This is a genomic window from Streptomyces sp. NPDC048424 (assembly GCF_040651555.1).
GTDB lineage: Bacteria > Actinomycetota > Actinomycetes > Streptomycetales > Streptomycetaceae > Streptomyces.
Genome location: NZ_JBEZKE010000004.1, coordinates 238,053 through 260,326, shown reverse-complemented (window position 1 = coordinate 260,326; position 22,274 = coordinate 238,053). Strand labels below are relative to the sequence as shown.

General features: G+C 73.7%; 20 protein-coding genes and 1 pseudogene. 10 read left to right on the top strand and 11 right to left on the bottom strand.

Annotated elements, in window-relative coordinates:
• Positions 1 to 117: 117 nt before the first annotated feature.
• Complete coding sequence (locus tag AB0D29_RS07990; protein ID WP_362852691.1) at positions 118 to 2,409, top strand: MMPL family transporter; 2,292 nt, start codon at positions 118 to 120, stop codon at positions 2,407 to 2,409.
• Positions 2,410 to 2,477: 68 nt separating this feature from the next.
• Here the strand turns inward: AB0D29_RS07990 and AB0D29_RS07985 are convergent, their stop codons facing one another.
• The 3 genes from AB0D29_RS07985 to AB0D29_RS07975 form a co-directional block, all read right to left on the bottom strand.
• Entirely contained in the window at positions 2,478 to 2,678 is a 201-nt protein-coding gene (locus AB0D29_RS07985; RefSeq protein ID WP_030710687.1) for a MerR family transcriptional regulator, read from the bottom strand.
• 232 nt (positions 2,679 to 2,910) lie between these two features.
• Entirely contained in the window at positions 2,911 to 3,924 is a 1,014-nt protein-coding gene (locus AB0D29_RS07980; RefSeq protein WP_362852690.1) for a Gfo/Idh/MocA family oxidoreductase, read from the bottom strand.
• Positions 3,925 to 3,943: 19 nt separating this feature from the next.
• Positions 3,944 to 4,858 (bottom strand): sugar phosphate isomerase/epimerase, encoded by a 915-nt coding sequence (locus AB0D29_RS07975; RefSeq protein ID WP_362852689.1) that lies wholly within the window; start codon positions 4,856 to 4,858, stop codon positions 3,944 to 3,946.
• A 49-nt stretch (positions 4,859 to 4,907) separates the two neighbouring features.
• Between AB0D29_RS07975 and iolC the strand changes: the two genes are divergently transcribed.
• From iolC to AB0D29_RS07955, 4 genes are read left to right on the top strand one after another with little or no spacing between them, the layout of a single operon-like run.
• Complete coding sequence (iolC, locus tag AB0D29_RS07970) at positions 4,908 to 5,897, top strand: 5-dehydro-2-deoxygluconokinase (RefSeq protein WP_362852688.1); 990 nt, start codon at positions 4,908 to 4,910, stop codon at positions 5,895 to 5,897.
• Between the two features lie 7 nt (positions 5,898 to 5,904).
• Positions 5,905 to 6,873, top strand: coding sequence for a 5-deoxy-glucuronate isomerase (gene iolB / locus AB0D29_RS07965; protein WP_362852817.1), 969 nt, complete (start codon positions 5,905 to 5,907; stop codon positions 6,871 to 6,873).
• Positions 6,870 to 8,744: a 3D-(3,5/4)-trihydroxycyclohexane-1,2-dione acylhydrolase (decyclizing) gene (gene iolD, locus AB0D29_RS07960; RefSeq protein WP_362852687.1), complete on the top strand. Its 1,875-nt coding sequence runs from the start codon at positions 6,870 to 6,872 to the stop codon at positions 8,742 to 8,744. Before iolB ends, iolD begins: the two co-directional genes overlap by 4 nt.
• Positions 8,745 to 8,756: 12 nt before the next feature.
• Positions 8,757 to 10,256: a CoA-acylating methylmalonate-semialdehyde dehydrogenase gene (locus AB0D29_RS07955; protein ID WP_362852686.1), complete on the top strand. Its 1,500-nt coding sequence runs from the start codon at positions 8,757 to 8,759 to the stop codon at positions 10,254 to 10,256.
• 130 nt (positions 10,257 to 10,386) lie between these two features.
• Here the strand turns inward: AB0D29_RS07955 and AB0D29_RS07950 are convergent, their stop codons facing one another.
• The 5 genes from AB0D29_RS07950 to AB0D29_RS07930 form a co-directional block, all read right to left on the bottom strand.
• The gene (locus tag AB0D29_RS07950) at positions 10,387 to 11,553 is read right to left on the bottom strand and encodes a hypothetical protein (protein WP_362852685.1); all 1,167 of its coding nucleotides are present in this window, start codon (positions 11,551 to 11,553) and stop codon (positions 10,387 to 10,389) included.
• Between the two features lie 63 nt (positions 11,554 to 11,616).
• Positions 11,617 to 12,681, bottom strand: a complete 1,065-nt coding sequence (locus tag AB0D29_RS07945; protein WP_362852684.1) for a DUF916 domain-containing protein — start codon at positions 12,679 to 12,681, stop codon at positions 11,617 to 11,619.
• 85 nt (positions 12,682 to 12,766) lie between these two features.
• Positions 12,767 to 14,059, bottom strand: a complete 1,293-nt coding sequence (locus AB0D29_RS07940) for a hypothetical protein (RefSeq protein ID WP_362852683.1) — start codon at positions 14,057 to 14,059, stop codon at positions 12,767 to 12,769.
• Positions 14,060 to 14,320: 261 nt separating this feature from the next.
• Positions 14,321 to 15,565 carry a S8 family peptidase gene (locus tag AB0D29_RS07935; protein WP_362852682.1) on the bottom strand — a complete coding sequence of 415 codons (1,245 nt, stop codon included), beginning with the start codon at positions 15,563 to 15,565 and terminating at the stop codon, positions 14,321 to 14,323.
• 78 nt (positions 15,566 to 15,643) lie between these two features.
• The gene (locus tag AB0D29_RS07930; protein ID WP_362852681.1) at positions 15,644 to 16,057 is read right to left on the bottom strand and encodes a GNAT family N-acetyltransferase; all 414 of its coding nucleotides are present in this window, start codon (positions 16,055 to 16,057) and stop codon (positions 15,644 to 15,646) included.
• 192 nt (positions 16,058 to 16,249) lie between these two features.
• Between AB0D29_RS07930 and AB0D29_RS07925 the strand changes: the two genes are divergently transcribed.
• Positions 16,250 to 17,020, top strand: coding sequence for an alpha/beta hydrolase (locus AB0D29_RS07925; protein WP_362852680.1), 771 nt, complete (start codon positions 16,250 to 16,252; stop codon positions 17,018 to 17,020).
• A gap of 46 nt (positions 17,021 to 17,066) precedes the next feature.
• Here AB0D29_RS07925 and AB0D29_RS07920 read toward each other — a convergent pair whose 3' ends face one another.
• The gene (locus AB0D29_RS07920; RefSeq protein WP_362852679.1) at positions 17,067 to 17,549 is read right to left on the bottom strand and encodes a hypothetical protein; all 483 of its coding nucleotides are present in this window, start codon (positions 17,547 to 17,549) and stop codon (positions 17,067 to 17,069) included.
• A 192-nt stretch (positions 17,550 to 17,741) separates the two neighbouring features.
• Here AB0D29_RS07920 and AB0D29_RS07915 point away from each other — a divergent pair, with 192 nt between their 5' ends.
• From AB0D29_RS07915 to AB0D29_RS07900, 4 genes and pseudogenes are all read left to right on the top strand, one after another.
• Positions 17,742 to 18,206: a phospholipase gene (locus tag AB0D29_RS07915; RefSeq protein WP_362852678.1), complete on the top strand. Its 465-nt coding sequence runs from the start codon at positions 17,742 to 17,744 to the stop codon at positions 18,204 to 18,206.
• A 267-nt stretch (positions 18,207 to 18,473) separates the two neighbouring features.
• Complete coding sequence (locus tag AB0D29_RS07910; protein ID WP_362852677.1) at positions 18,474 to 18,983, top strand: hypothetical protein; 510 nt, start codon at positions 18,474 to 18,476, stop codon at positions 18,981 to 18,983.
• Entirely contained in the window at positions 18,980 to 19,387 is a 408-nt protein-coding gene (locus AB0D29_RS07905; protein WP_362852676.1) for a hypothetical protein, read from the top strand. The genes AB0D29_RS07910 and AB0D29_RS07905 overlap by 4 nt, the downstream gene beginning before the upstream one ends.
• Positions 19,276 to 19,647: pseudogene (locus AB0D29_RS07900) on the top strand (ATP-binding cassette domain-containing protein); the annotation flags it as partial. The gene AB0D29_RS07905 and the pseudogene AB0D29_RS07900, both read left to right, overlap by 112 nt.
• A 21-nt stretch (positions 19,648 to 19,668) precedes the next feature.
• Here the strand turns inward: AB0D29_RS07900 and AB0D29_RS07895 are convergent.
• Both AB0D29_RS07895 and AB0D29_RS07890 read right to left on the bottom strand, forming a co-directional pair.
• Positions 19,669 to 20,982, bottom strand: a complete 1,314-nt coding sequence (locus AB0D29_RS07895; protein ID WP_362852675.1) for a phosphoribosyltransferase family protein — start codon at positions 20,980 to 20,982, stop codon at positions 19,669 to 19,671.
• A 93-nt stretch (positions 20,983 to 21,075) separates the two neighbouring features.
• Complete coding sequence (locus AB0D29_RS07890; protein WP_362852674.1) at positions 21,076 to 22,269, bottom strand: serine hydrolase domain-containing protein; 1,194 nt, start codon at positions 22,267 to 22,269, stop codon at positions 21,076 to 21,078.
• Positions 22,270 to 22,274 lie beyond the last annotated feature (5 nt).

Below are 22,274 nucleotides of genomic sequence, written 5' to 3'. Positions count from 1 at the left end.
TTCCCATGGGCGATTGACAAACGCGAGTGGTCGCTCGCATTCTGGTGAAACGCGAGCGACTGCTCGTGTTTGCCAGTCTATGTGGCCTGGCAATCACGGTGAAGGGGACACCGAGTGATGTCCGAAGTCAAGAATCCGCCGTCGTCCGGGGAGAGCGGCAGGTGGACCCGGTTCGTCACGGCCCGGCCGCGGCTCTCGCTGCTGCTCGCCCTGGTGGTCACGGCCCTGGCCGTGTTCGCGGGCGGCGGCGCCGCCGAACGGATGGGCAGTGGCGGCTGGGAGGACCCGGGCGCCCAGTCCACCTATGCCGCCGAGGCCCTGGAGCGCGAGTTCCCGGCCTCCCAGCCCAATCTGCTGCTGCTCGTCGACGCCGGCCCGGGAACCGCCGGAGTGGACGATCCCGCCGTGGCGGCCGAGGCGGAGCGGCTGACGGCGCGGCTCGCCGCCGAGCAGGGAGTCGTCGGCGTCGGCTCGTACTGGCGCACGCAGCTGCCCGCCCTGCGCTCCGAGGACGGCCGGCAGGCCCTCGTCGCCGCCCGGGTCGTCGGCGACGAGAAGACCACCACCGCGGTGCTGGACCGGATCGAGCCGCACTACCGGGGCGAGCGCGGCCCGGTGCGGGTCTCCTTCGGCGGGCCGGTCGCGGTCCAGCGCGAGGTGACCACCACCATCCAGGAGGACCTGCTGCGCGCCGAGATGATCGCGCTGCCGGTCACCCTCGTCCTGCTCATCCTCGTCTTCGGCAGCGCCGTCGCCGCCCTGCTGCCCCTCGGCGTCGGCTTCGTGGCCATCCTCGGCACCAACGCGGTGCTGCGCGGCCTCACCGAGTTCACCGACGTCTCCGTCTTCGCCCAGAACCTGACCACCGCGCTGGGACTCGGGCTCGCCATCGACTACGCCCTGTTCATCGTCCGCCGGTTCCGCGAGGAGCTCGCCGCCGGACGGGACCCGGTGGCCGCCGTCGGAGCCACCCTGCGCACCGCCGGGCGCACGGTGCTGTTCTCGGCGCTGACCGTCGCCGTCTCGCTCTCGGCGATGCTCTTCTTCCCGATGTACTTCCTGCGCTCCTTCGCCTACGCCGGCGTGGCGGTGGTCCTGCTCGCCGCGGGGGCCGCGCTGATCCTGCTTCCGGCGGCCCTGGTGCTGCTCGGCGAGCGGGTCAACTCCCTTGACCTGCGCAGGCTGTGGCGGCGCGGGCGGCCGGCCGGCATCTCGGCCGAACCGGGGCGGGGCTGGGCGCGCGTGGCCCTTCTGGTGATGCGCCGGGCTCCCGTCTTCGCGGTGGCCACGACGGCCGGACTGCTGCTGCTCGGACTGCCCTTCCTCGGCGTGAAGTTCGGCACGGTGGACGACCGGCAGCTGCCGAAGACCGCGGAGTCGCATGTGGTCCAGCAGCAGATCCGGGACTCCTTCCCGGGCAGCCCCGGCGGAACGCTCACCGTCCTCGCCGAGGACGCCGCCGGGCCGGCCGAGCTCGCCGCCTACCGGGAACGCCTGGCCGTCCTGCCCGGGGTGGTCCGGGTCGACGGGCCGGTGAGCTCCGCGAACACCGCGCGGTACGCCTACTTCTCGCTCACCACCGAGGGCGAGGCGGCGGGGCAGCAGGCCCAGGACCTGGTCGGTGAGGTGCGCGCGGTGGACGCGGGCTTCCGTACCTCCGTGACCGGAGAGGCGGCACGGCTCGTCGACGCGCAGAAGGCGATAGCCGGGAAGCTGCCCCTGTCGCTGGCCGTGGTGGTGCTCGCCACGCTGCTGCTGGTGTTCCTGCTCACCGGGAGCGTGCTCATACCGGTCCAGGCGGTCCTGCTCAACGCCCTGAGCCTGACCGCGATGTTCGGGGCGGTGGTGTGGGTCTTCCAGGAGGGCAACCTCTCCGGACTGCTCTCCTTCACCTCCACCGGCGACATCGAGACCAACCTGCCGGTCCTGATGTTCTGCATCGCCTTCGGACTCTCCATGGACTACGGGGTGTTCCTCATATCCCGGATCAAGGAGGAGTACGACCGGACCGGGGACCACGAGGGAGCCGTGCGCACCGGACTGGCCCGCACCGGAGGGCTGATCACCGCGGCGGCCGTGATCCTGGCCGTGGTGATGGTCGCCATAGGCACCTCGCGCGTGACCAACACCAAGATGCTGGGGCTCGGGATCGCGCTGGCGGTGCTGATGGACGCCATGGTCGTCCGCAGCCTGCTCGTCCCGGCGGTCATGAAGCTGACCGGGAAGGCCACCTGGTGGGCGCCGGGCCCGCTGCGCAGGCTGCACGAGAGGTTCGGGCTGAGCGAGGGGGAGTCCCTGCCGACGGCGGCCGAGCCGAAGGCGGAGCCGGAGCCGGCGCTGAAGCCGGGGTCGAAGCCGGGGGCGGAGCCGGATGCCGAGCCGGAGAAGGTGTCCGCCGGGACCGCCTAGTCGGAGGCCGGCGGGGGCCGGTGGTGCGGGGCGGGGCCCGGGTGGTCCCGCCCCGCACCGGGGAGGTGTCAGTCCTCGCGGCGCCCCCGGTTGCCGGGGCGGCGGGCCACCCAGGCCCGGACGGTGTCGGCGTACCAGTACGGCTTGCCGCCCTCCACATGATCGGGCGGGGGGAGCAGGCCGTGTTTGCGGTAGGAGCGCACGGTGTCCGGCTGGACCCGGATGTGAGCGGCGATCTCTTTGTACGACCACAGCTGTCGGTCGCTCATGCGGGACTCCTCCTTGTCCACACGGCAGGGTCGGCCGGGAGGCCGTCGGGGGAGCCGACGCGTGGACAGTGACGATCACTCGGGTTCTGCCCGGGGAACGACGCGGAGTGACAGCAGGGGAGGGGCTGTCGACCGCCTGTGACGGAAAACCCGCGTAATGCGGATATGCGTGACACAAGGGTGACCCCTGTGACAGATGCGCCACAGGGGTAGGTTGCGGGGCAGGGCGGGATCAGCGGTACAGGGACGGCCGTTCCGCCAGCTCCACGAGGGTGCGTACGCCGCTGCGCGCGGCCGCGAGGCCCGCCTCCGAGACGGCGGCCGCCGCATAGCCGTCCCATGCGTCCGGACCCGCCACCCGGCCGCGCGCGGCCGCGGCCACCCAGCGCCGCAGCTGCCGGTCGTAGGCGTCGGCGAAGCGCACCGTGAAGTCCTGGACGATCTCGCCGCCCCACCGGCCCGCCGACTGGACCACCATCGCGTGGCCGTCGCCGATCCGGGCGCTGCCCGCCTCGCCGACCGCCTCGCACTGCACCTGGTAGCCGAAACCGCAGTTGACGAAGATCTCCACGTCGACGACGGCCCCGCCGGAGGTCTCCAGCAGCACCATCCGGGGATCCTGCAGCCCCTCGGGGGCGGCCGCCGTGGGCCGGGGGGAGAGCACGGTCACCGCGGTGATCTCCTGCCCCAGCAGCCAGCGCGCCGCGTCCACCTCGTGCACCACAGAATCGCTGATGAGCATGTCGCTGGTGAAGAAGGACGGCGAGGAGGCATTGCGGTGCCGGCAGTGCAGGAAGAGGGGCCGCCCGATCCCGCCCGCGTCCAGCAGCTCCTTGAGCCGCTCGTACTCCGCGTCGAACCGCCGCATGAAGCCCACCTGCACCAGGCGCCGGCCCAGCCGCCGTTCGGCCTCCATGACGCGCAGTGCCCCCGCCGGGTCCGGGGTCAGCGGCTTCTCGCACAGCACCGGCAGCTCCCGTTCCAGGGCGTGCAGGATCGCTTCCTCATGGGCGGGCCCCGGAGAGGCGATCAGTACGGCCCCCACCCCCGGCGCGGCTATCGCGGCCGCCGGATCGGTGTGCGCGCTCACCCCGTCCAGTCCGCCCGCGACCTCCTTGACCCGGTCCCCGTCCGGATCGGCCACGGCCACCACCCGGGCCCCGCCCACGGTCCGCCCGATCCGGCGCACGTGGTCGGCGCCCATCTTCCCGGTGCCGATGACGGCGATGCCGAGCGTGTTCGTCATGTCGTGTTCCCTCCGGGAGTCAGCGGGCGCCGCAGGAGCGCAGGTAGGCACGGGTGCGCCGGGCGATCGGCAGCGGCCGGTCGGGCGGACAGGGATACATGTCCTGCTCCACGATGGCGAACAGGTCCACGCCCAGCCGTTGGGCCGCCGCCAGTACGGGTTCCAGCGCGGGCACCCCCGACGGCGGCTCGCACATCACCCCGCGGCCCACGGCCGGCCCGAAGGGCAGCTCCTCCGCGAGGACTTCGGCGAGGATCCGCGGGTCCACCTGCTTCAGGTGGAGGTAACCGATCCGCTCGGCGAACGTCTCGATCGCCCGGACGCTGTCGCCGCCGCAGTACGCGTAGTGCCCGGTGTCCAGGCAGAGCGAGACGAGCCCGGGATCGGTCGCGTCCAGGAAGCGGGCCACGTTCTCCGGGGTGTCGATGTGGGTGTCGGCGTGCGGGTGGACGACGATCCGCAGCCCGTACCGGTCCTGGACCTCCCGGCCCAGCCGCTCGGTCTGGGAGGTCAGTTCACGCCATTGGGCCGGGGTCAGGACGCGGTCCTCCCGCACCTCCCCGGTCTTGTCGTCCCGCCAGAAGGAGGGGATGACGACGAGATGGGCCGCGCCCATGGCCTGGGTCAGCGCCGCGATCCGCGACACGTGCTCCCAGGTGTCCTCCCACACGGCGGGCCCGTGATGGAGTCCGGTGAAGACGGTTCCGGCCGAGACCCGCAGTCCGCGCTTGGCCGTTTCCTCGGCGAGTCGCGCGGGATCGGTGGGCAGATAGCCGTAGGGGCCGAGCTCGATCCACTCGTACCCCGCGTCGGCGACCTCGTCGAGGAAACGCTCCCAAGGGGTCTGCCGGGGGTCGTCGGGAAACCAGACACCCCAGGAGTCCGGAGCCGAACCGATGCGGATACGGGTCAACGCGGGCGGGGAGGACGTCATAGCGGCCACCTTAGGCGGGAGACGAGGGAGACGAGTGGGAGGACAGACTGTGACCGGCACCGGCGATCCATTCGCGTTCGACCTGATCACGATGGGCCGCATCGGGGTGGATCTCTACCCGTTGACGACCGGCGTACCACTGGCCGAGGCGGAGACCTTCGGGAAGTTCCTGGGCGGCTCCGCGGCCAACGTGGCCGTCGCGGCCGCCCGGCTGGGACGGCGGGTGGCTGTGATCACCCGGACCGGCGCGGACCCCTTCGGCACGTATCTGCGCTCCGAACTGCGGGGGTTCGGGGTGGACGACCGGTGGGCGACCGAGGTGGCGGGCCTGCCGACGCCGATCACCTTCTGCGAGATCTTCCCGCCGGACCACTTCCCGCTGTACTTCTACCGGCTGCCGAAGGCCCCGGACCTGGAGATCGCCCCGGACGAGGTGGACCTGGAGGCGGTACGGGCGGCCCGCGTGTTCTGGATGACGGGCACCGGCCTGAGCGAGGAGCCCTCGCGGGCGGCGACGCTGGCGGCGCTGGAGGCCAGGGCCGGGGCGGAGGCGGGGGCCGGGGCCGGGGCCGGGACGACGGTGTTCGACCTGGACTGGCGGCCGATGCTGTGGCGGGAGAAACCCGGGCCGCACTACGAGCGGGCGCTGGCGTCGGCGACGGTGGCCGTCGGCAACGCCGAGGAGTGCGAGATCGCCACGGGCGAGTCCGAGCCGTACGCGGCGGCGCGGGCGCTGCTCGCCGCCGGAGTCGAACTGGCGGTGGTCAAACGGGGCCCGGAGGGCGTGCTGGCCGTCCACCGCGACGGGACGGTGGCGGAGGTGCCGCCGGTTCCCGTCCGGGTGGTGAACGGGCTCGGGGCGGGGGACGCGTTCGGGGGCGCGCTGTGCCACGGGTTGTTGGCGGGGTGGGAGCTGGGCCGCGTCGTGCGGTACGCGAACGCGGCGGGTGCGATCGTCGCCTCGCGGCTGGCGTGCTCGACCGCGATGCCGTTCTCTCACGAGGTGGAGGAGGTGTTGGGGCGTGCCGGTGGTGTCTGAGTGGGGGATGTCCTGGACGAGGCTGGCCGTGCTCGAACTGGCGCCGGGGGAGGTGTACGCGCACGAGTGCGGGGAGTCGGAGTGGATCGTGCTCCCGCTCGCGGGCGCGTGCGAGGTCCGCTGCCGCGCCCTGCCGGGCAATTCAGCCTCGCCGGCGGGGCCACAAGACCGGGGCTCCGCCCCGGACCCCGCGCCTCAAGCGCCGGCGGGGCCGGATGGTGCGGCGGGGCTGGGCAATTCAGCCTCGCCGGCGTTTGAGGCGCGGGGGTTTGGGGGCGGAGCCCCCGACCGTCACGCGGAGGTGTTCCAACTGCGGGGGCGAAGCGGGGTGTTCGGTGGGCCCACCGACTTCGCGTACCTGCCCCGGGACGCGCATGCGGAAATCCGCTCGGCCGCCGGCGGGCGGTTCGCGCTCGCCGGGGCCCGGTGCCGGCGGCGGCTTCCCGCACGGTACGGCGCGGCCGGCGGCGTGCCCGTGGAGTTGCGCGGCGCGGGCCGCTGCTCCCGGCAGGTCAACAACTTCGCCGCGGCCGAGGCGTTCCCCGCCGACCGGCTGATCGCCGTCGAGGTGCTCACCCCCGGCGGGAACTGGTCCTCGTACCCGCCCCACAAGCACGACGAGCACCACCCCGGCGAGGAGTCCCGCCTCGAGGAGATCTACTACTTCGAGATCGCCCCGCACGGGGACACCCCCGGGTTCGGCTACCAGCGGGTCTCGCCTTCCCCCGCCGGCAAGACCGACGTCCTCGCCGAGGTGCGGACCGGGGACGCCGTGCTCATCCCCGACGGCTGGCACGGGCCGTCCATCGCCGCCCCCGGGCACGACATGTACTACCTGAACGTGATGGCCGGGCCGGGCGAGACCCGGGAGTGGCTGATCCGGGACCACCCCGACCACGGCTGGATCCGCGGCAGCTGGGACGGTCAGGACATCGACCCCCGGCTCCCCTTCCCCTCCGAGGAGGCCACCCGGTGAGGCTCACCGTCGCCCAGGCGCTCGTACGGTTCCTGGCCCGCCAGTACACCGAGCGCGACGGCCACAGGCAGCGCCTGATCGCCGCCACCTGGGGCATCTTCGGGCACGGGAACGTCGCCGGGATCGGGCAGGCACTGCTGGAGGCCGGGCCGGACGCCATGCCCTTCCTCCAGGGGCGCAACGAGCAGGCCATGGTGCACGCGGCCGTCGGGTACGCCCGCCAGCGCGGCCGGCTCTCCGCGCACGCCGTCACCACCTCCATCGGGCCCGGCGCCACCAACCTCGTCACCGGCGCCGCCCTCGCCACGATCAACCGGATCCCGGTGCTCCTGCTCCCCGGGGACGTCTTCGCGACCCGGCCCGCCGATCCCGTGCTCCAGCAGCTGGAGGTCCCGTACGCGGGGGACCTGTCGGTCAACGACACCCTGCGGCCCGTCTCCCGCCACTTCGACCGGATCACCCGCCCCGAGGCCCTCGTCCCGGCCGCCCTCCAGGCCGTGCGGGTGCTGACCGATCCCGTCCAGACCGGCGCCGTCACCCTGGCGCTGCCGCAGGACGTGCAGGCGCAGGCGTACGACTGGCCCGAGGAGTTCTTCGCCGAGCGCGTGTGGGGCGTACGGCGCCCCCGGCCCGACCGCGCCGAGCTCGCCGCGGCCGCCCGGGCCGTACGGGGCTCCGCGCGCCCCCTGATCGTGGCCGGCGGCGGGATCCGGCACAGCGGGGCCCAGGCGGCCCTCGCCGCCTTCGCCGACGCCACCGGGATCCCGGTGGCCGTCACCCAGGCGGGCAAGGGCGTGCTCCCGTACGACCACCCGGCCGAGGTGGGCGGGATCGGGCACACCGGCACCGCCACCGCCGACGAGCTGGCCCGGGAGGCCGATCTGGTGATCGCCGCCGGGACCCGGCTGACCGATTTCACCACCGCCTCCGCGACCCTCTTCCAGAACCCGGCCGTCCGGTTCATCGGCCTCAACCTGGACCCGTACGACGCGCACAAACTCGCCGCCCGCCCGCTGGTCGCCGACGCCCGCGAGGGCCTCGACGAGCTCCGGGAGGCGGTCGCCGGGTACCGGGTGGACCCCGCGTACGAGAGCGCGTACGCCCAGAGCAAGGGCGCGTGGGAGGCCCGCGTCGACCACGCGTACGCCGTGTCCGCGGCCGACGAGGACCTCCCGCCCACCCAGGCCCAGGTGCTCGGGCTGCTCGACGGGCTGGTCGACGACACCGACATCCTGATCAACGCGGCCGGATCGCTCCCCGGCGACCTGCACAAGCTGTGGCGGGCCCGGTCGGCGGACCAGTACCACGTGGAGTACGGGTACTCCTGCATGGGCTACGAGATCCCGGCCGCGATCGGGGTGGCGCTGGCCGCGCCCGGCCGGCCGGTGTGGGCGCTGGTCGGCGACGGGACGTACCTGATGAACCCGACCGAGATCGTCACGGCCGTCCAGGAGGGCGTCCCGATCAAGCTGGTCGTCCTCGACAACCACGGGTACGCGTCGATCGGGGGGCTCTCGGGGGCCGTGGGCGGCGAGGGATTCGGCACCGCGTACCGGTTCCGGGCGCCCGACGGCTCGTACAGTGGAGTCCCCCTTCCGGTGGACCTGGCGGCCAACGCGGCCTCCCTCGGAATGGCCGTGATCCGCGCCCGCACCGTACGTGACCTGCGCGAAGCCCTCGCCGAGGCCCGTTCGGCGACGCATCCCACATGTGTCTACGCACAGACCCGAACGCCCGACACTGTGTCGGGCCCACCCCCGGCGCAGGCGTGGTGGGATGTTCCTGTGGCCGAGACCGCGACCCGCAAGGCGGCGGCCCAGGCCCGTGAAGAGTACGACCGGCAAGCCGCGCAGCGACGTCGCCATCTGTGAAGGAGCAAGGCAATGAAGACCGTCAACCACTGGATCGGTGGCAAGACCGTCGAGGGCGCGTCGGGCAACTACGGCCCGGTCACCGACCCGGCCACCGGCGAGGTCACCACGCAGGTGGCGCTCGCCTCGGCCGAGGAGGTCGACGCGGCGGTACAGGTCGCCAAGGAGGCCTACCTGAGCTGGGGCCAGTCCTCGCTGGCCGCCCGCACCAAGGTGCTGTTCGCCTACCGCGCCCTGCTGGACGCCAACCGCGACGCCATCGCCGAGCTGATCACCGCCGAGCACGGCAAGGTCCACTCCGACGCGCTGGGCGAGGTCGCGCGCGGCCTGGAGATCGTCGAGCTGGCGTGCGGGATCACCACCCAGCTCAAGGGCGAGCTGTCCACCTCGGTCTCCAACCGGGTCGACGTCTCCGCCATCCGCCAGCCGCTCGGCGTCGTCGCCGGCATCACCCCCTTCAACTTCCCGGCGATGGTGCCGATGTGGATGTTCCCGCTGGCCGTGGCCTGCGGAAACACCTTCATCCTCAAGCCGAGCGAGAAGGACCCGTCGGCCTCCAACAAGCTGGCCGAGCTGGCGAGCGAGGCCGGTCTGCCGGCGGGCGTGCTGAACGTGGTCCACGGTGACAAGGTGGCCGTCGACGCGCTGCTGGCCCACCCCGACATCGCGGCCGTCTCCTTCGTCGGCTCGACCCCGATCGCCCGCCACATCCACACCACCGCCTCCGCCAACGGCAAGCGCGTGCAGGCCCTGGGCGGCGCCAAGAACCACATGCTGGTGCTCCCGGACGCCGACCTGGACGCGGCCGCCGACGCGGCGGTCTCCGCCGCCTACGGCTCGGCCGGCGAGCGCTGCATGGCGATCTCCGCGGTCGTGGCCGTCGGCTCCATCGCCGACACCCTCGTCGACAAGATCCGCGAGCGCGCCGAGAAGATCAAGATCGGCCCCGGCAACGACCCGACCTCCGAGATGGGCCCGCTCATCACGGCCGCCCACCGCGACAAGGTCGCCTCGTACGTCAAGGGCGCGGCCGCCCAGGGCGCCGACGTGGTCCTGGACGGCACCGGCTACACGGTCGAGGGCAACGAGAACGGCCACTGGATCGGCCTCTCCCTGCTCGACAACGTGAAGACCGACTCCGACGCCTACCGCGACGAGATCTTCGGGCCGGTGCTGTGCGTGCTGCGCACGGAGACCTACGAGGAGGGCGTGGCGCTCATCAACGCCTCGCCGTTCGGCAACGGCACCGCGATCTTCACCCGCGACGGCGGCGCCGCCCGCCGCTTCCAGCTGGAGATCCAGGCCGGCATGGTCGGCGTCAACGTCCCGATCCCGGTGCCGGTGGGCTACCACTCCTTCGGTGGCTGGAAGGACTCGCTCTTCGGCGACCACCACATCTACGGGAACGACGGCATCCACTTCTACACCCGCGGCAAGGTCGTCACGACCCGCTGGCCGGACCCCTCGGACGCGCCGGCCGGCGTGGACCTGGGCTTCCCCCGCAACCACTGATCGCCGGCCGCTGACAGCCGGCCACTGACCGCCGGCCGCTGATCGCCGGCCGCTGATCGCGCGCAAGCGCCGTAGTCCCGGCTCGCCCCCCGCACACCTCACCGCGGGGGGCGAGCCGCGTTCCAGAGCCTCAGAGCAGCGACCAGACGTCCTTCGCCGCCCCCGTGCCCCAGACCGCGTCGCCGTGGCCGTAGCCCGGGACCACCGTGAAGGAGACGCGGTCGTTGCCGGCGGCGCGGATCAGCTCCGCGCCGCGCGGGTGGTCACCGCGGCCCAGCTCGGTGTTGACCCAGGCCACCTCGGCGCGGATCCGGTCCCAGGCGATCCGGTACGTGGCGTCGTCGCCCGCCCAGACCGCGGCGAGGTCCCGCATCAGGGCCGTCGGCAGGAGCCCGCTCCCGAGGGCGGCGGTGGCCGCGTGCCAGGTGGCCAGCGGGGTGTGGGTGAGGGCGAACCGGTCCTCGGCCGGGGTGGCGCCGAAGGTGTAGCTCCCGGCGCTGTGCCCCTGGGCGTAGATCCAGTTCGCCGGCCCGGGGAGGGCGGCGGTGCGGATCAGTGCGAAGTGGGCGAGCCCGGCGTGGGTGAAGCGCCGGGTCGGGTCCGCCGGCCAGGGCACCGGGGAGACGCCGTCCGGGTCGGCCACCGCCTTGGCGATCACGGCCGCGAGTCCCGGGTCGACGGTGTGGCCGCCCTGCGCGAGCTGGGTGGCGTACGCGTCGCGGGTATCGGCCGCGCGCACCGCGAGGTCACCGGTGTACGGGCCGGTGGTGTCGAGGACCAGCACCCGGCGCAGCCGCGGCGAGGTGTCGTGCGAGGCCGCGTCCAGGGCGAGGGCGGCCCCGGCGGAATGCCCGGCGTACTGGTAGGGCAGCCCCAGTACGGAGTCCAGCGCGCCCACCACCCGCGCCAGGTCCCGGCGGTGCGCCGCGAGCCCCCAGTCGGCGGTGATGTCGGCGGCGGCCGCCGCGTCCTCGCGCGGGGTGACCCCGACCACGAGCAGGCCGCGGCCGCGCAGCTCGTGCGCGAGGCTGTGGCCGTCCGGGCCGCCCGGGGTGAAGAACTCCGCCGCGAAGTTCAGCCCGCCGCCCGGCAGCAGGTACGCGATGCCCCGCGGTGTCCGTCTGGTGTCCGCGATCACGTCGACCGTGACGGGGGCGGGGCCGCCGTCGTCGAGCGGGAGGGTGAGCCGGATCCAGCCGTCGCCCGGCAGGTAGACGGCGGTGCCCGTGCCCAGCGCGCGCTCGATGCGGGTCAGCAGACCCGTGCCCTTGGCCGCGTCGCCGTGCTGTCGTTCCATCGAAGGTGCCTCCCCGCCCCAGGGTGATGGCCGAATACCGTCACCCTGGGACACCTTCGCCGGTCAGCGCGTCTGAGCCAAGTCCGGGGCGGACTCCTGCTGTTCGTGTTCCGTGCGGCGCCGGCGGCGCAGCGCCCACAGGGTGAGCCCGGCGCCCGCCACGACGAGGAACAGGCCCACGGCCGGCCAGGGGACGGCGATGAAGTCGGTTTCGGACCGCGAGACCAGATCGGGGTGGGCGGTCGCGCCCGCCGTGATCCTGACGGTCACCCAGTCGGACTGGGGGGCGTCCGGCCAGGGTTCGGTCAGCTCGATGCGCTGCCCGGGCAGCAGGGTCAGCCTCAGCTCGCGGGCCGGCCGGTCCAGCACCCGGCGCCCGAACAGGCCCTCGGCGGAGACCGTCACCGTGGGCTCGACGACCACGTTGCCCCGGTTGACCAGTGCGTACGAGACCGTGGCGCGGGCGCTTCGCACCCAGGGCAGCAGCGGCGCCGACCGGTTGATCCGCACGTCCTCCACGCTCAGCCCCGGAGTCAGCGGCCCCGGCACCCGGAAGTACAGCCGGGCGCCCACCGAGCGCTTCACCCCGACCTGGACCTTGCCGTCCTGCTGCACGCCCTCCACGGCCGTGTTCAGGGCGACGATCCCGCCGACGTGGTCACCGGGCGTCGCGTCCGCCGGGACCTTCACGGTGAACGGGATGTCCTTGCGGCCCTTGGCCGGCACGGTGACGGTGCCCGCGGTCTCCGGCGGCAGCGCGATCCACGCGCCGACGTCCTTGGGCCTGGTCTCCACCGGGAGCAGTGCGAAGGCGCCGCCCGCCGGGGTGTTCATCGCGTCGGTGGCGAAGATCTGGAACGTCAGGTCCTTGTCGGAGGAGTTGAGGATCGTCACGCTGTCGCCGAGGGCGGTCCCGGCGGTGCCCTGGTGGAAGAAGTACGCGCGGTCGGTCATCGCGGCACCGGCCGCGGGGGTGGGGAAGACCCCCCAGGTGCCGTTGTCCGCGGCCCTCGCCGCACCGGCCGGGAGCAGGCCCGCACCCAGGAGCAGCAGGCTGAGCAGCAGCCCGTGGAGCAGGCCGTGGAGCGGGGTGCGGGTACGGCTACGCGTACGGCTGCGGGTGCGCATGGGCGGTCTCCAGTCGGCGCCGGAAGGGGAAGGGGTGGTGCGGCGCCGGAGCGTCGCACCACCCTGGTGGAGCGGGCCGTACGGGTCAGGCGATCGAGAAGGTCACGACCGTCTGGTAGGTGTCGGCGAACATGAACGGCGGGAGCTGGATCATCCCGGCGCCGCCCACGGCGAACTCACCGCCGGTCAGCTCGTCCCCGCCGGCGGCCTGGGAGGCCACCTTCATCGGGACGTCGGAGATCGCGCCGGGCGTGCCCGCGGTGCAGGTGCTCGGGCTGTCCGGGTTGGTCACGGTGCAGGACGGCTGGATGCCGATCTGCGCCTTCGCCATCGAGTGGCCGGTGGCCTGGTTCAGGAACGGCGTACGCGTCGCCGTCACGTCCCAGCCGAGCGAGCCGCCGCGGAAGTCCTGGACGGTCGCGGCGTTGAAGACGCCGACCACCGACTGGGCCTTGCCGTTGATGGTGACCGAGCCGAAGCTGACGGCCGGCTGGCCGTCCTTCGGGCCGAGGGCCAGCGGTCCGGGGAGGACCTCGACGTCGACAGGGTTCTTGACGCCGGCCTGCTCCTCCACGAACACGAACGGCTTGGAGGTGGTCGCACCGTTGATCTTGATCGTGTCGGCCTTCTTGGTGACCGTGAGGGTGCAGGTGGCCACGCCGGCGGCGTCCGCGGTGCCGGTGCCGTTGTCACCGGTCGGCGTGCCCGCGAGCAGGGCGGAGCAGGTGACGGCGCCGGGCGGCATGTTGGCGCCGCTGACGACGACCTCCTGGCCCGCCGGGCCGCTGTTGGGCGTCAGCTTCGTCGTGATCGGGTCCTTGGGCAGGGCCTCGACCGCGACCGAGCCGAGCGAGGCGCTCGGACGGGGCGCCGGGGTACAGGTGGTGGTGAAGACCGAACCGGAGAGGTCCGCGTCGGTCACCGCGAGGTCGAGCGCGACGTTGACCGTGGTGCCCTCGGTGCCGTCCGGGATCTTGATCGTTCCGGAGAAGGCCTTGGGGTCGAGCGGCTGCCCGGCCACGACGCTGACGGTCTCGGGCGGGCTGGTGACCACCTGGGTGGTCGTCCCGACCTTGAGGGTGATCTTGGAGGTGTTCACCGTGGTGACGGAGAACCCGGGGATCAGCGGGCTCGCGCCCGGGTCGATCGTGATCGGGACGACGTCGCCGGCCTTGGCTCCGTCGGGCAGGGTCACCGTCCAGTTCTGGTTGCCCGAGCCGTCCGGCTGCGGCGCCGGGGCGTCGCAGTTCTCGAAGACGGCGGTGGTCTTCGTCGCGGCCTGCGCGGAGCCTGACAGGCCCACCACGCCGCCCGTCAGGGCCAGAGACAGGGCTCCCGCCCCGGCCAGCACTCTTCGTCTGAGCGTTCTCGTACTCACTGGGTCGCGACTCCTTCGTCATGACGAACCCCTCCCCCCACCCGCTGTGTGGGGGAGGCCGAGCCGGTGCGGTGGCCGATATTGACGCGTCGCGGTGATGAGAAGTCAATGACTTGCTTTCGCCCGAAGCACACAGAAATTGATGGGCCATCAGGGGGAGTCTGATGGCCCGTCGGATACCGACTGGTCGGGGTGCGTCGGCGGTGCGGGATGAGCGGGGCGAGCGGCGTGAGCGGGGCGTGTGGGGCGAGCGGGGGGGGGCTAGCGGTCGGTGGGGAGGTGGAGCAGCCGGTTCGGGGTGTCGGCCGGGAGCCCGGTGATCCGGTCGGGCACGGCGCCGTGCAGCAGCGCCTCGGACACCTGGGCCGGAGTGCGTGCCGTACCGCCCGCCAGGACGAGCGCGGCGACCCCCGCCACGTGCGGGGCGGCCATCGAGGTGCCGGAGGCGCGGGCGGTGGCGGTGGCGGAGTCCTTCCAGGCCGAGGTGACGCCGACGCCCGGGGCCGAGAGGTCCACGCACGGGCCGTGGCTGGAGAACGGAGCGTGCCGGTCCGAGGCGTCGGTCGCGCCGACCGTGAGCGCCTGCGGGACGCGGGCGGGGGAGCCCGTGCAGGCGTCCTTGCCGTCGTTGCCCGCGGCCACGGTGAAGGTGATCCCGGAGGCCACGGCCCGGATCACCGCCGAGTCGAGGGCGTAGCTCGGGGTGCCGCCCATGCTCATGTTGGCCACCGCCGGGGTGCCCGGGGCCTTCGCCGCGTCCTTCACCACCCAGTCGAGGCCCTTGAGGATGGCCGACAGGTTCCCGGAACCGCGGCAGTCGGCCACCTTCACCCCGACGAGCGAGACCCCCTTCGCGACCCCGTACGTCTCCCCGCCCACGGTCGCCGCGACGTGCGTGCCGTGCCCGTTGCAGTCGCGGGAGCTCCCGAGGAACACCGCGTTGTAACCGAACCGGGCGCGGCCGCCGAACTCCTGGTGGAGGGTGTTGATCCCGGTGTCGACGATGTAGACGGTGACGCCCTCGGCCCTCGTGGGGTACGTGTACGAGCCGTCGAGCGGGAGTTCGCGCTGGTCGATGCGGTCCAGCGGCCAGGGCGCGGACGCCTGGGCCTGCGGCTGGCTGCCGGGGGTGTCGGCGGAGGCGGCGGAGGGGGAGTTGGTGGTGGCGGCGGCGCTGGTGTGGAACTCCGCGTCCGGCTCCACGGAGGCCACCCGGGGGTCGGCGGCCAGGGCGGCGGCCCGGGCGGCGGTGGTACGGACGGCGAAGCCGTTGAGGGCGGCCTCGTAGACCGGCCCGACCTCGTCTCCGGAGTCCGCGGCCTCGGCGGCCAGGGCGCGGGCCGGGGCGCGCGAGCTGGTGTCCTTGAGGACGACGACGTAGGGGGCGACGGTGGCTTCGGCGGAGGCGGACGTGGCGGAGGCCGGGTGCGGCGGCAGCGCGGCGGCCGTGGTGGCCGCCGCGAGGAGCGCGACGGCGGCGGGGAGGAGCGGGGCGAATACGGTCATGCGGCCGATGCTCGGCGAGCGGCGGCGCGGGCGCGCGGAGGGTGCGCCGAGTGGGCGCACGACACGCCGCCGCGCGGGCTACGGGGTGAGGGGCCAGCCGCGCATCGCGAAGACGCCCTCGTCGCGGGCGCCGGCGGCGTCGTAGGTGGCCAGGGCGGCCTCGTTGTCGGTGTCGGCCCCCACCCACATGCCGTAACAGCCGCGGGCCTTCGCCTCGTCGGCGAGGGCCAGGGTCAGGGCGCGGCCGATCCCGCGGCGGCGGTACCCCTCGTCCACGGACAGCTCGTACAGGCACATCTCGGTGCCCTTGTCGGGGTGGCTCATCTCGATGCCGGAGACCATCCCCGCGGGCACGTCGTCGACGTAGGCGATGAGCATCACGTGCCCCGGGGCGGCGAGGAACCGCTCGGACCACTCCTCGCGGGCGGGCCCGTCGAGGAGGGATTCTGCGGCGGAGAGCTCGGCGGGGGTGAGGGCCCGGCGGATGTCCATGGCGGCCACGATAATGCGCGCATGACGGCTGGTGAGCCGAAGTCCGGCGCGGCGCGGCGGGCGGGCGGAAACTCCCGACCGGACGGCCGCGGGACCGGCCGGCGCCGCGACCCCGTCGAACCTCCCCGGTCCCGGCGCTGGGACAGGGCCTAGCGTTGCTCTTCCGTCGAAGACCGACTGAGGGGGAGCCTCGTGAGAAGTGCCGTCGTCACTCCGGAGGGGGACCGGATCCGCTGGGTCGAGCTGCCGGGGGAGGAGCCGGCCCGCGTGTACGTGCACGGGCTCGGGGCCACCTCGCCGGCCTACTTCGCGGCGAGCGCCACGCATCCGCTGCTGGCGGGGCGGCGCTCCCTGCTGGTCGATCTGCTGGGCCACGGGCACAGCGACCGGCCCGAGGGCTTCGACTACACCCTCGAAGCGCATGCCGACACGCTCGCGGCCGCCCTCGTCGAAGCCCGGGTGGAAGGCGCCGAGCTGATCGCGCACAGCATGGGCGGAGCCGTGGCCATCGTGCTCGCCGACCGCCATCCGCACCTGGTGGCGCGGCTGGTGCTCGTCGACGCCAACCTCGATCCCTTGCCGCGCGTCCCGGGCGCGGCCGGCAGCCGCGGGATCGCCGCCTACACCGAGGAGGAGTTCCTGGCCGGCGGCTGGGCCGAGGTGCGCGACCGGGCCGGCGCGCACTGGTGGTCCACGATGCGGCTCGCGGACCGGACGGCCCTCCACCGCACGGCCGTCCACCTCGTCGCCGGCACCACGCCGACCATGCGCGAGCTGCTGCTGGAGCTGAAGATCCCGCGCAGCTACCTGCTGCCCGAGGCGGACGGCCCGCTTCTCGGCGCCGACGCCCTGGAGGCGGCGGGCGTGGCCGTGGTGCCGGTCCCCGACTGCGGGCACAACATCATGCTGGACAACCCCGAAGGCTTCGCCCGAGCCACCGCGACGGCGCTGACCCGCAGCTAGGCCGTCCAGGCTCCACCCGGACCCGTGAAGTCCGCCCGGGCGGAGCCTAGTTCCTGCCGACCGGGGACGGGGTGCCGTCGGTCCAGGCGTAGACGCGCTTGCCGCGCACCGCGACCTGGTACTGGTGGGCGTCGCGGCACTCGGAACGCACCTCGGCCCGGAGGCCGCCCGGCCACCACTTGGCGTGCAGGTCCGGGGCGCTCAGCGGCTTCGGCGCGCCCGCGCTGCACTGCGGGCCGTCGAGCGGCGTCGCGCCGAGGGTGAACCGGATCATCCGGGCCTCGCCGTTGGTGCGCATCCGTATGCGGACGTCGGTGGCGTCCTTGGGTATCCAGGACGGCAGCGCGAACCCGGACTTCGCGCGCACCGGCGCATCGGCGGCGGTCGCGAAGCGCCGGCCCTTCTCCTTGTACACCCGCTGGTCGATCGTGTCGGTCACGGGGTTGGGCGGCAGGTTGGGCAGGGCGAAGGCCGCGGTGGCGAGGACTCCCACCGTGGCGGCGGCGACGACGAGCGGGCGGCGGTTCATACCTCCAGTCTCGGCCGGAAGGTCCCCCTCGCGCGTCCCTCCGCAGGACGAACCGCGCGTGGGCCGGAAGTCTTATCCGGTCTCATACCTGGGAGGGGCACCGGTTCGGGTCGGGCCGGCGCGCAGTAACCGGGCGGCGCCCGCGGGAGTTGGCCGGAGGTGATCCGTCCGCCCCGGCCCCGAGGACCTTCCATGCGCCGTCGCCGTCTCGTCCCCGCTCTCGCCACCGCCGCCGCCACCGCGGTGCTCGCCCTCGCGCCGGCCGCCTGGGCCGCGCCGGAGGTCCCGGCCGACAAACCGCTGGTGCTGAGCCGCTGGACGCAGCCCAGCGCCGCCAGTTACCACGCGTGGGCCGACGCGCGCGAGCACCGGGACGCGTGGGCGGCGTACGGCTTCGACTGGTCGACCGACCAGTGCACGAGCTCGCCGGACAACCCCTTCGGCTTCCCCTTCGCCGCGGCCTGCGCCCGTCACGACTTCGGCTACCGCAACCACCGGGCGGCAGGGCTGTTTCCGGCCGCCAAGGCCCGGCTGGACCAGGCCTTCCACGCGGACATGAAGCGGGTGTGCGCCCAGTACGCGGGCAGTCGCAAGAGCTCCTGCGAGGGCACCGCGTGGACGTACTACCAGGCGGTCAGGCTCCTCGGAATCTCGTAGGGATCTCCGGGGGTTCCCCCAGGGATCACAAGGGGACCGCGCGCCCCGCAGGCCGGGGCGCGCGGGCGCCCGGGCGGCGCGTGCGCCTCCTCTTCTCGTTCACACGTTCTCCGTTTCTGCTTCACCAATCCGTGTGCCCCAGAGCCCTACGCCCCGTGGATTGTCATGCCCGCGGCCATGGGTGGGTGGCCGATTTCCAGCCATGCACGGCTTGTGGGGAAGGGGGGCGGACCGGTGTCTCGGCCACGTTTTCTGTTCGTGTCGTGGGTGGACGTCACACGACGCCAGTCGCCGGCGCGCGGCTCGGACCAGGACGCCGAGGGCGGCGGTCCCGAGGCCGTCGCCTGGCGGCTCGTCGGCGCCAACAACCACGAGCTCGGGCGCAGTCCGCACGTGCACAGCAGCCTCACGGCCTGCTGCGCCGCCGTGCAGCGGCTCCGCGCGGAGGCCGACCGGGTCACCGCGCTCGTGGTGATGTCCCCCGGCACGGGCGCCCGCGCCCACACCGGTACCGGCACCGCCGCGGTCGCCGGTACCGGCGCCGGCACCGGTGCCTGGACCTGGCAGCTGACCCTCGACGAGCACTGCGTGGCGGTGGCCGTACGCACCTTCCGCCGCCAGCGCGAGTGCCGGCACAGCCTCCAGCTGTTCCTGTCCGCCGCCGCCGAGGCGCAGGTCGCCTCCGGGGTCACCTACACCCGGCGGCTGCGCGGCCTGCGCCTGCCGGGCGCCGGGGACGCGCCGGGGCTGGCCGTCCGCGGGGGAGGCCTGCTGTGACCACCGCGACCACCACCGTCGTCGGCGCGCCCGACCCCGCCGACCGGGGTGACGCGCCCCGCCCCCTCGCCAAGGGCGGGGACCCGGCCGACCGGATCTTCCGGGGCTCCGCCCGCGGGGCCGGCGCCGTGGTGCTCCTCATCATGACCCTGGTCGGCGTCTTCCTCGGCGGCCGCGCCCTGGAGGCGCTGGGCGACGCCGGCCCGGCCTTCCTCACCACCTCCGCGTGGGAGCCGGACTCCCACCGCTTCGGCATCGCGGCCGTCCTCCCCGGCACCGTCCTCATCGGGGCCTGTGGAAGGAGGTCCGCGACCGGCTGCGCCAGCCGGGCGGCGCCCTCTCGGGCGGCCAGCAGCGCCTGTGCATCGCCCGCTCCCTCGCGGTCCGCCCCCGGATCCTGCTGATGGACGAACCCTGCTCCGCGCTGGACCCGACCTCGACCCGCCGCATCGAGGAGACCATCCGCGACCTGGCCGACGAGGTCACCATCGTCATCGTCACCCACAACATGCAGCAGGCGGCCCGCGTTTCCGACCAGTGCGCGTTCTTCCTCGCGGAGCAGGGCACCCCCGGCCAGATCGTCGAACACGGCCCCACCCCGGCCATGTTCTCGACCCCTTCCGACCCCCGCACGGCGGACTACGTCGAGGGCCGCTTCGGCTGACGCGGCCCCCGGCCGCAGGCGCTACCGCACGAGGTGCCGGGCGAACCAGTCCCGGGCGAGGGCGGCCACCTCGTCCAGGGCGCCCGGCTCCTCGAAGAGGTGGGTGGCTCCGGCGACGATCTCCAGCCGGTTCTCGCAGCGCAGTGCGCGCTGGGCCTCACGGTTGAGGTCGAGCACCGTCGTGTCCCGGCCCCCGACGACGAGGAGCGTGGGCGCCCGTACGGCGGCCAGCCGCGGGCCGGCGAGGTCGGGCCGGCCGCCGCGGGAGACGACGGCTCCGATCCCGGCGTCCGCGTCGCCGTCAGCCTCGCCGTCCGCGGCTTCCGCGGCCGCCCACAGCGCCGCCGCGGCCCCGGTGCTCGCCCCGAAGTAGCCGATCGGCAGGGGCACGCGGCGCCGCAGCCAGCGGGTGGCCTCCGCCAGCCGGCCGGCCAGGGGCTCGATGGCGAAGACGTTGGCCCGGTCGGCCTCCTCGGCGGGCGTGAGCAGGTCGAAGAGCAGGGTGGCGAGCCGCGCCCGGTTCAGCTCCGCCGCCACCGCGCGGTTGCGCGGGCTGCGGCGGCTGCTGCCCGAGCCGTGGGCGAACACCACGACCGCCCCGGCGCCCTTCGGCAGGGCGAGGTCCCCGGCCAGGGTCAGGCCGCCGGCGTCCACCTCGACCGCGGCGGCCCGGACGTCCGCGCCGGGCCCGGGGCCGGGAGCGGCCGCCGCCCGCGCGAGCAGGGCGACGACCTCCTCGTCGGGGGTCTGGGAGAAGTCCTCGTACCACTCGCCGACGGCGCGGAAGGCGTGCGGCGTGGACAGGCACACCACCTCGTCGGCCGCGGTGCGCAGCCGGGTAACCGCGTCCGGAGGCGCCACGGGAACGGCCAGCACCACCCGCGCCGCGCCCTGGGCCCGCACGACCTCGCAGGCGGCCGCGGCCGTGGCCCCGGTGGCGATCCCGTCGTCGACCACGATCACCGTGCGGCCCGCGAGGGCCACCCTGGGCCGCTCGCCGCGGAACCTGCGCGCCTGCCGGGCCAGCTCGGCCTCTTCGGCGTACTCGACCGCCGCGAGGTCCTCCGGCCGGACCCGGCTGCTGCGGACGATGTCCTCGCTGATGACGCGTACGCCGCCCTCGCCGATGGCGCCGAAGCCCAGCTCGCGGTGGTACGGGACGCCGAGTTTGCGGACCACGATCACGTCGAGCGGGGCGCCGAGCGCCCGCGCCACCTGGAAGGCCACCGGGACTCCGCCGCGGGGCAGGCCCAGGACGACGGGATCCTCCCCCCGCAGGTGACGGAGCGCCTCGGCGAGACGCTCACCCGCGTCCGTGCGATGGGTGAACAGCACGGGGGTTCACCCCCAAACCAAGGGGAGACGGAAACAGGCCACGGAAACCAGGCCACGAAACCACGCCACGAAAACCACGCCAGGAATTCCACGCTACTCCGGTCCGGTGGGCACCGGGGCGGGCCAGGGGTGGTCGGGGGTGACGATGGAGGTGACCGCGTTCCCGACGAGGGAGGACAGGTTCTTGCCGTCGTGATCGATGTCGGAGGTGACGAGCACGACGAGGGAGGCGTTCTCGGCCGGGAGTTGGGCGGCGATGGACTCGTAGCCGGGGATCTCCCCGTTGTGGCCGAGCCAGCCGTTGGTGTCGAGGATGCCGAGGCCGTAGGAGATCCCGGGGACCCCGGTCGGGAGCGTCCGGAGCCGCTGCGCCTGGGTCTCCTCGGTCAGCAGCCGGCCGTCGGCCAGGGCCGGCGCCCAGGTGTGCAGGTCGTCGAGGTCGGAGACGACCGCGCCGGCGGCCCAGCCCCAGGACGGGTTCCAGGTGGTGGCGTCGGTGACGGCGCCGTCGGGGGTGAAGTCGGTGTACCCGTGGGCGTGCGGGTCGGGCATGACGCCGTCGCCGGGCAGGGAGGTGCTGTTCAGGCCCAGCGGCGAGAACACGTGCTCCCGGAGGTAGTCGTCGAGCGGCTGCCCGCCGACCTTCTCGACCAGGAGGCCGAGGAGGATCGTGTTGGTGTTGGAGTACTGCCACTTGGCGTCGGGTGCGAAGTTCGGCGGGTGGGCGAAGGCCAGGTCCAGGACCTGGCGCGGGGTGTAGGCGCGGTGCGGGTCGTCGCGCAGGCCCGCGAGGAACTTCTTGTCCTGGGTGTAGTTGAAGAGGCCGCTGCGCATCTCGGCCAGCTGGCGGACGGTGATGGCGTCACCGCCGGGCACGCCGGTGACGTACCGCGAGATGGGGTCGTCGAGTCCGACCTTGCCCTGGTCGACCAGTTGGAGGACACCGGTGACGGTGAACGGCTTGGTGACGCTGCCGATCCTCGTGTGGAGGTCGGCCTTCATGGGGGTGCCGGTCTTCTTGTCGGCGACGCCGAAGGACTTCTCGTACACGCCGCGGCCGGGTATCCACACGCCGACGTTGAGGCCCGGGACATCGGCCTCCTTCATGATTTTCGTGAGCGCCGCGTCCAGTTTTTCCACGGTGGCCGAGTCGAAGTCCTGGCGCAGGGAGGCCGGAACGTACCGGTCCGGGGTGGTCCCCGCGCACAGGGCGGCGAGCAGCAGAACCGCCGCGGCGGGTGCGGTGGCCCGGCGGTACCGCCCCCGGAATGGGTGGTTCCTGGCCATGGCCG

Coding starts and splice junctions, on each gene's coding strand:
- AB0D29_RS07945 (WP_362852684.1), bottom strand. CDS start 12,681: ATGCGCACCCGCAGCCGTACGCGTAGCCGTACCCGCACCCCGCTCCAC.
- AB0D29_RS07985 (WP_030710687.1), bottom strand. CDS start 2,678: ATGAGCGACCGACAGCTGTGGTCGTACAAAGAGATCGCCGCTCACATC.
- AB0D29_RS07930 (WP_362852681.1), bottom strand. CDS start 16,057: ATGGACATCCGCCGGGCCCTCACCCCCGCCGAGCTCTCCGCCGCAGAA.
- AB0D29_RS07955 (WP_362852686.1), top strand. CDS start 8,757: ATGAAGACCGTCAACCACTGGATCGGTGGCAAGACCGTCGAGGGCGCG.
- AB0D29_RS07980 (WP_362852690.1), bottom strand. CDS start 3,924: ATGACGAACACGCTCGGCATCGCCGTCATCGGCACCGGGAAGATGGGC.
- AB0D29_RS07935 (WP_362852682.1), bottom strand. CDS start 15,565: ATGACCGTATTCGCCCCGCTCCTCCCCGCCGCCGTCGCGCTCCTCGCG.
- AB0D29_RS07990 (WP_362852691.1), top strand. CDS start 118: ATGTCCGAAGTCAAGAATCCGCCGTCGTCCGGGGAGAGCGGCAGGTGG.
- AB0D29_RS07890 (WP_362852674.1), bottom strand. CDS start 22,269: ATGGCCAGGAACCACCCATTCCGGGGGCGGTACCGCCGGGCCACCGCA.
- AB0D29_RS07920 (WP_362852679.1), bottom strand. CDS start 17,549: ATGAACCGCCGCCCGCTCGTCGTCGCCGCCGCCACGGTGGGAGTCCTC.
- AB0D29_RS07915 (WP_362852678.1), top strand. CDS start 17,742: ATGCGCCGTCGCCGTCTCGTCCCCGCTCTCGCCACCGCCGCCGCCACC.
- iolB (WP_362852817.1), top strand. CDS start 5,905: ATGTCCTGGACGAGGCTGGCCGTGCTCGAACTGGCGCCGGGGGAGGTG.
- AB0D29_RS07975 (WP_362852689.1), bottom strand. CDS start 4,858: ATGACGTCCTCCCCGCCCGCGTTGACCCGTATCCGCATCGGTTCGGCT.
- AB0D29_RS07950 (WP_362852685.1), bottom strand. CDS start 11,553: ATGGAACGACAGCACGGCGACGCGGCCAAGGGCACGGGTCTGCTGACC.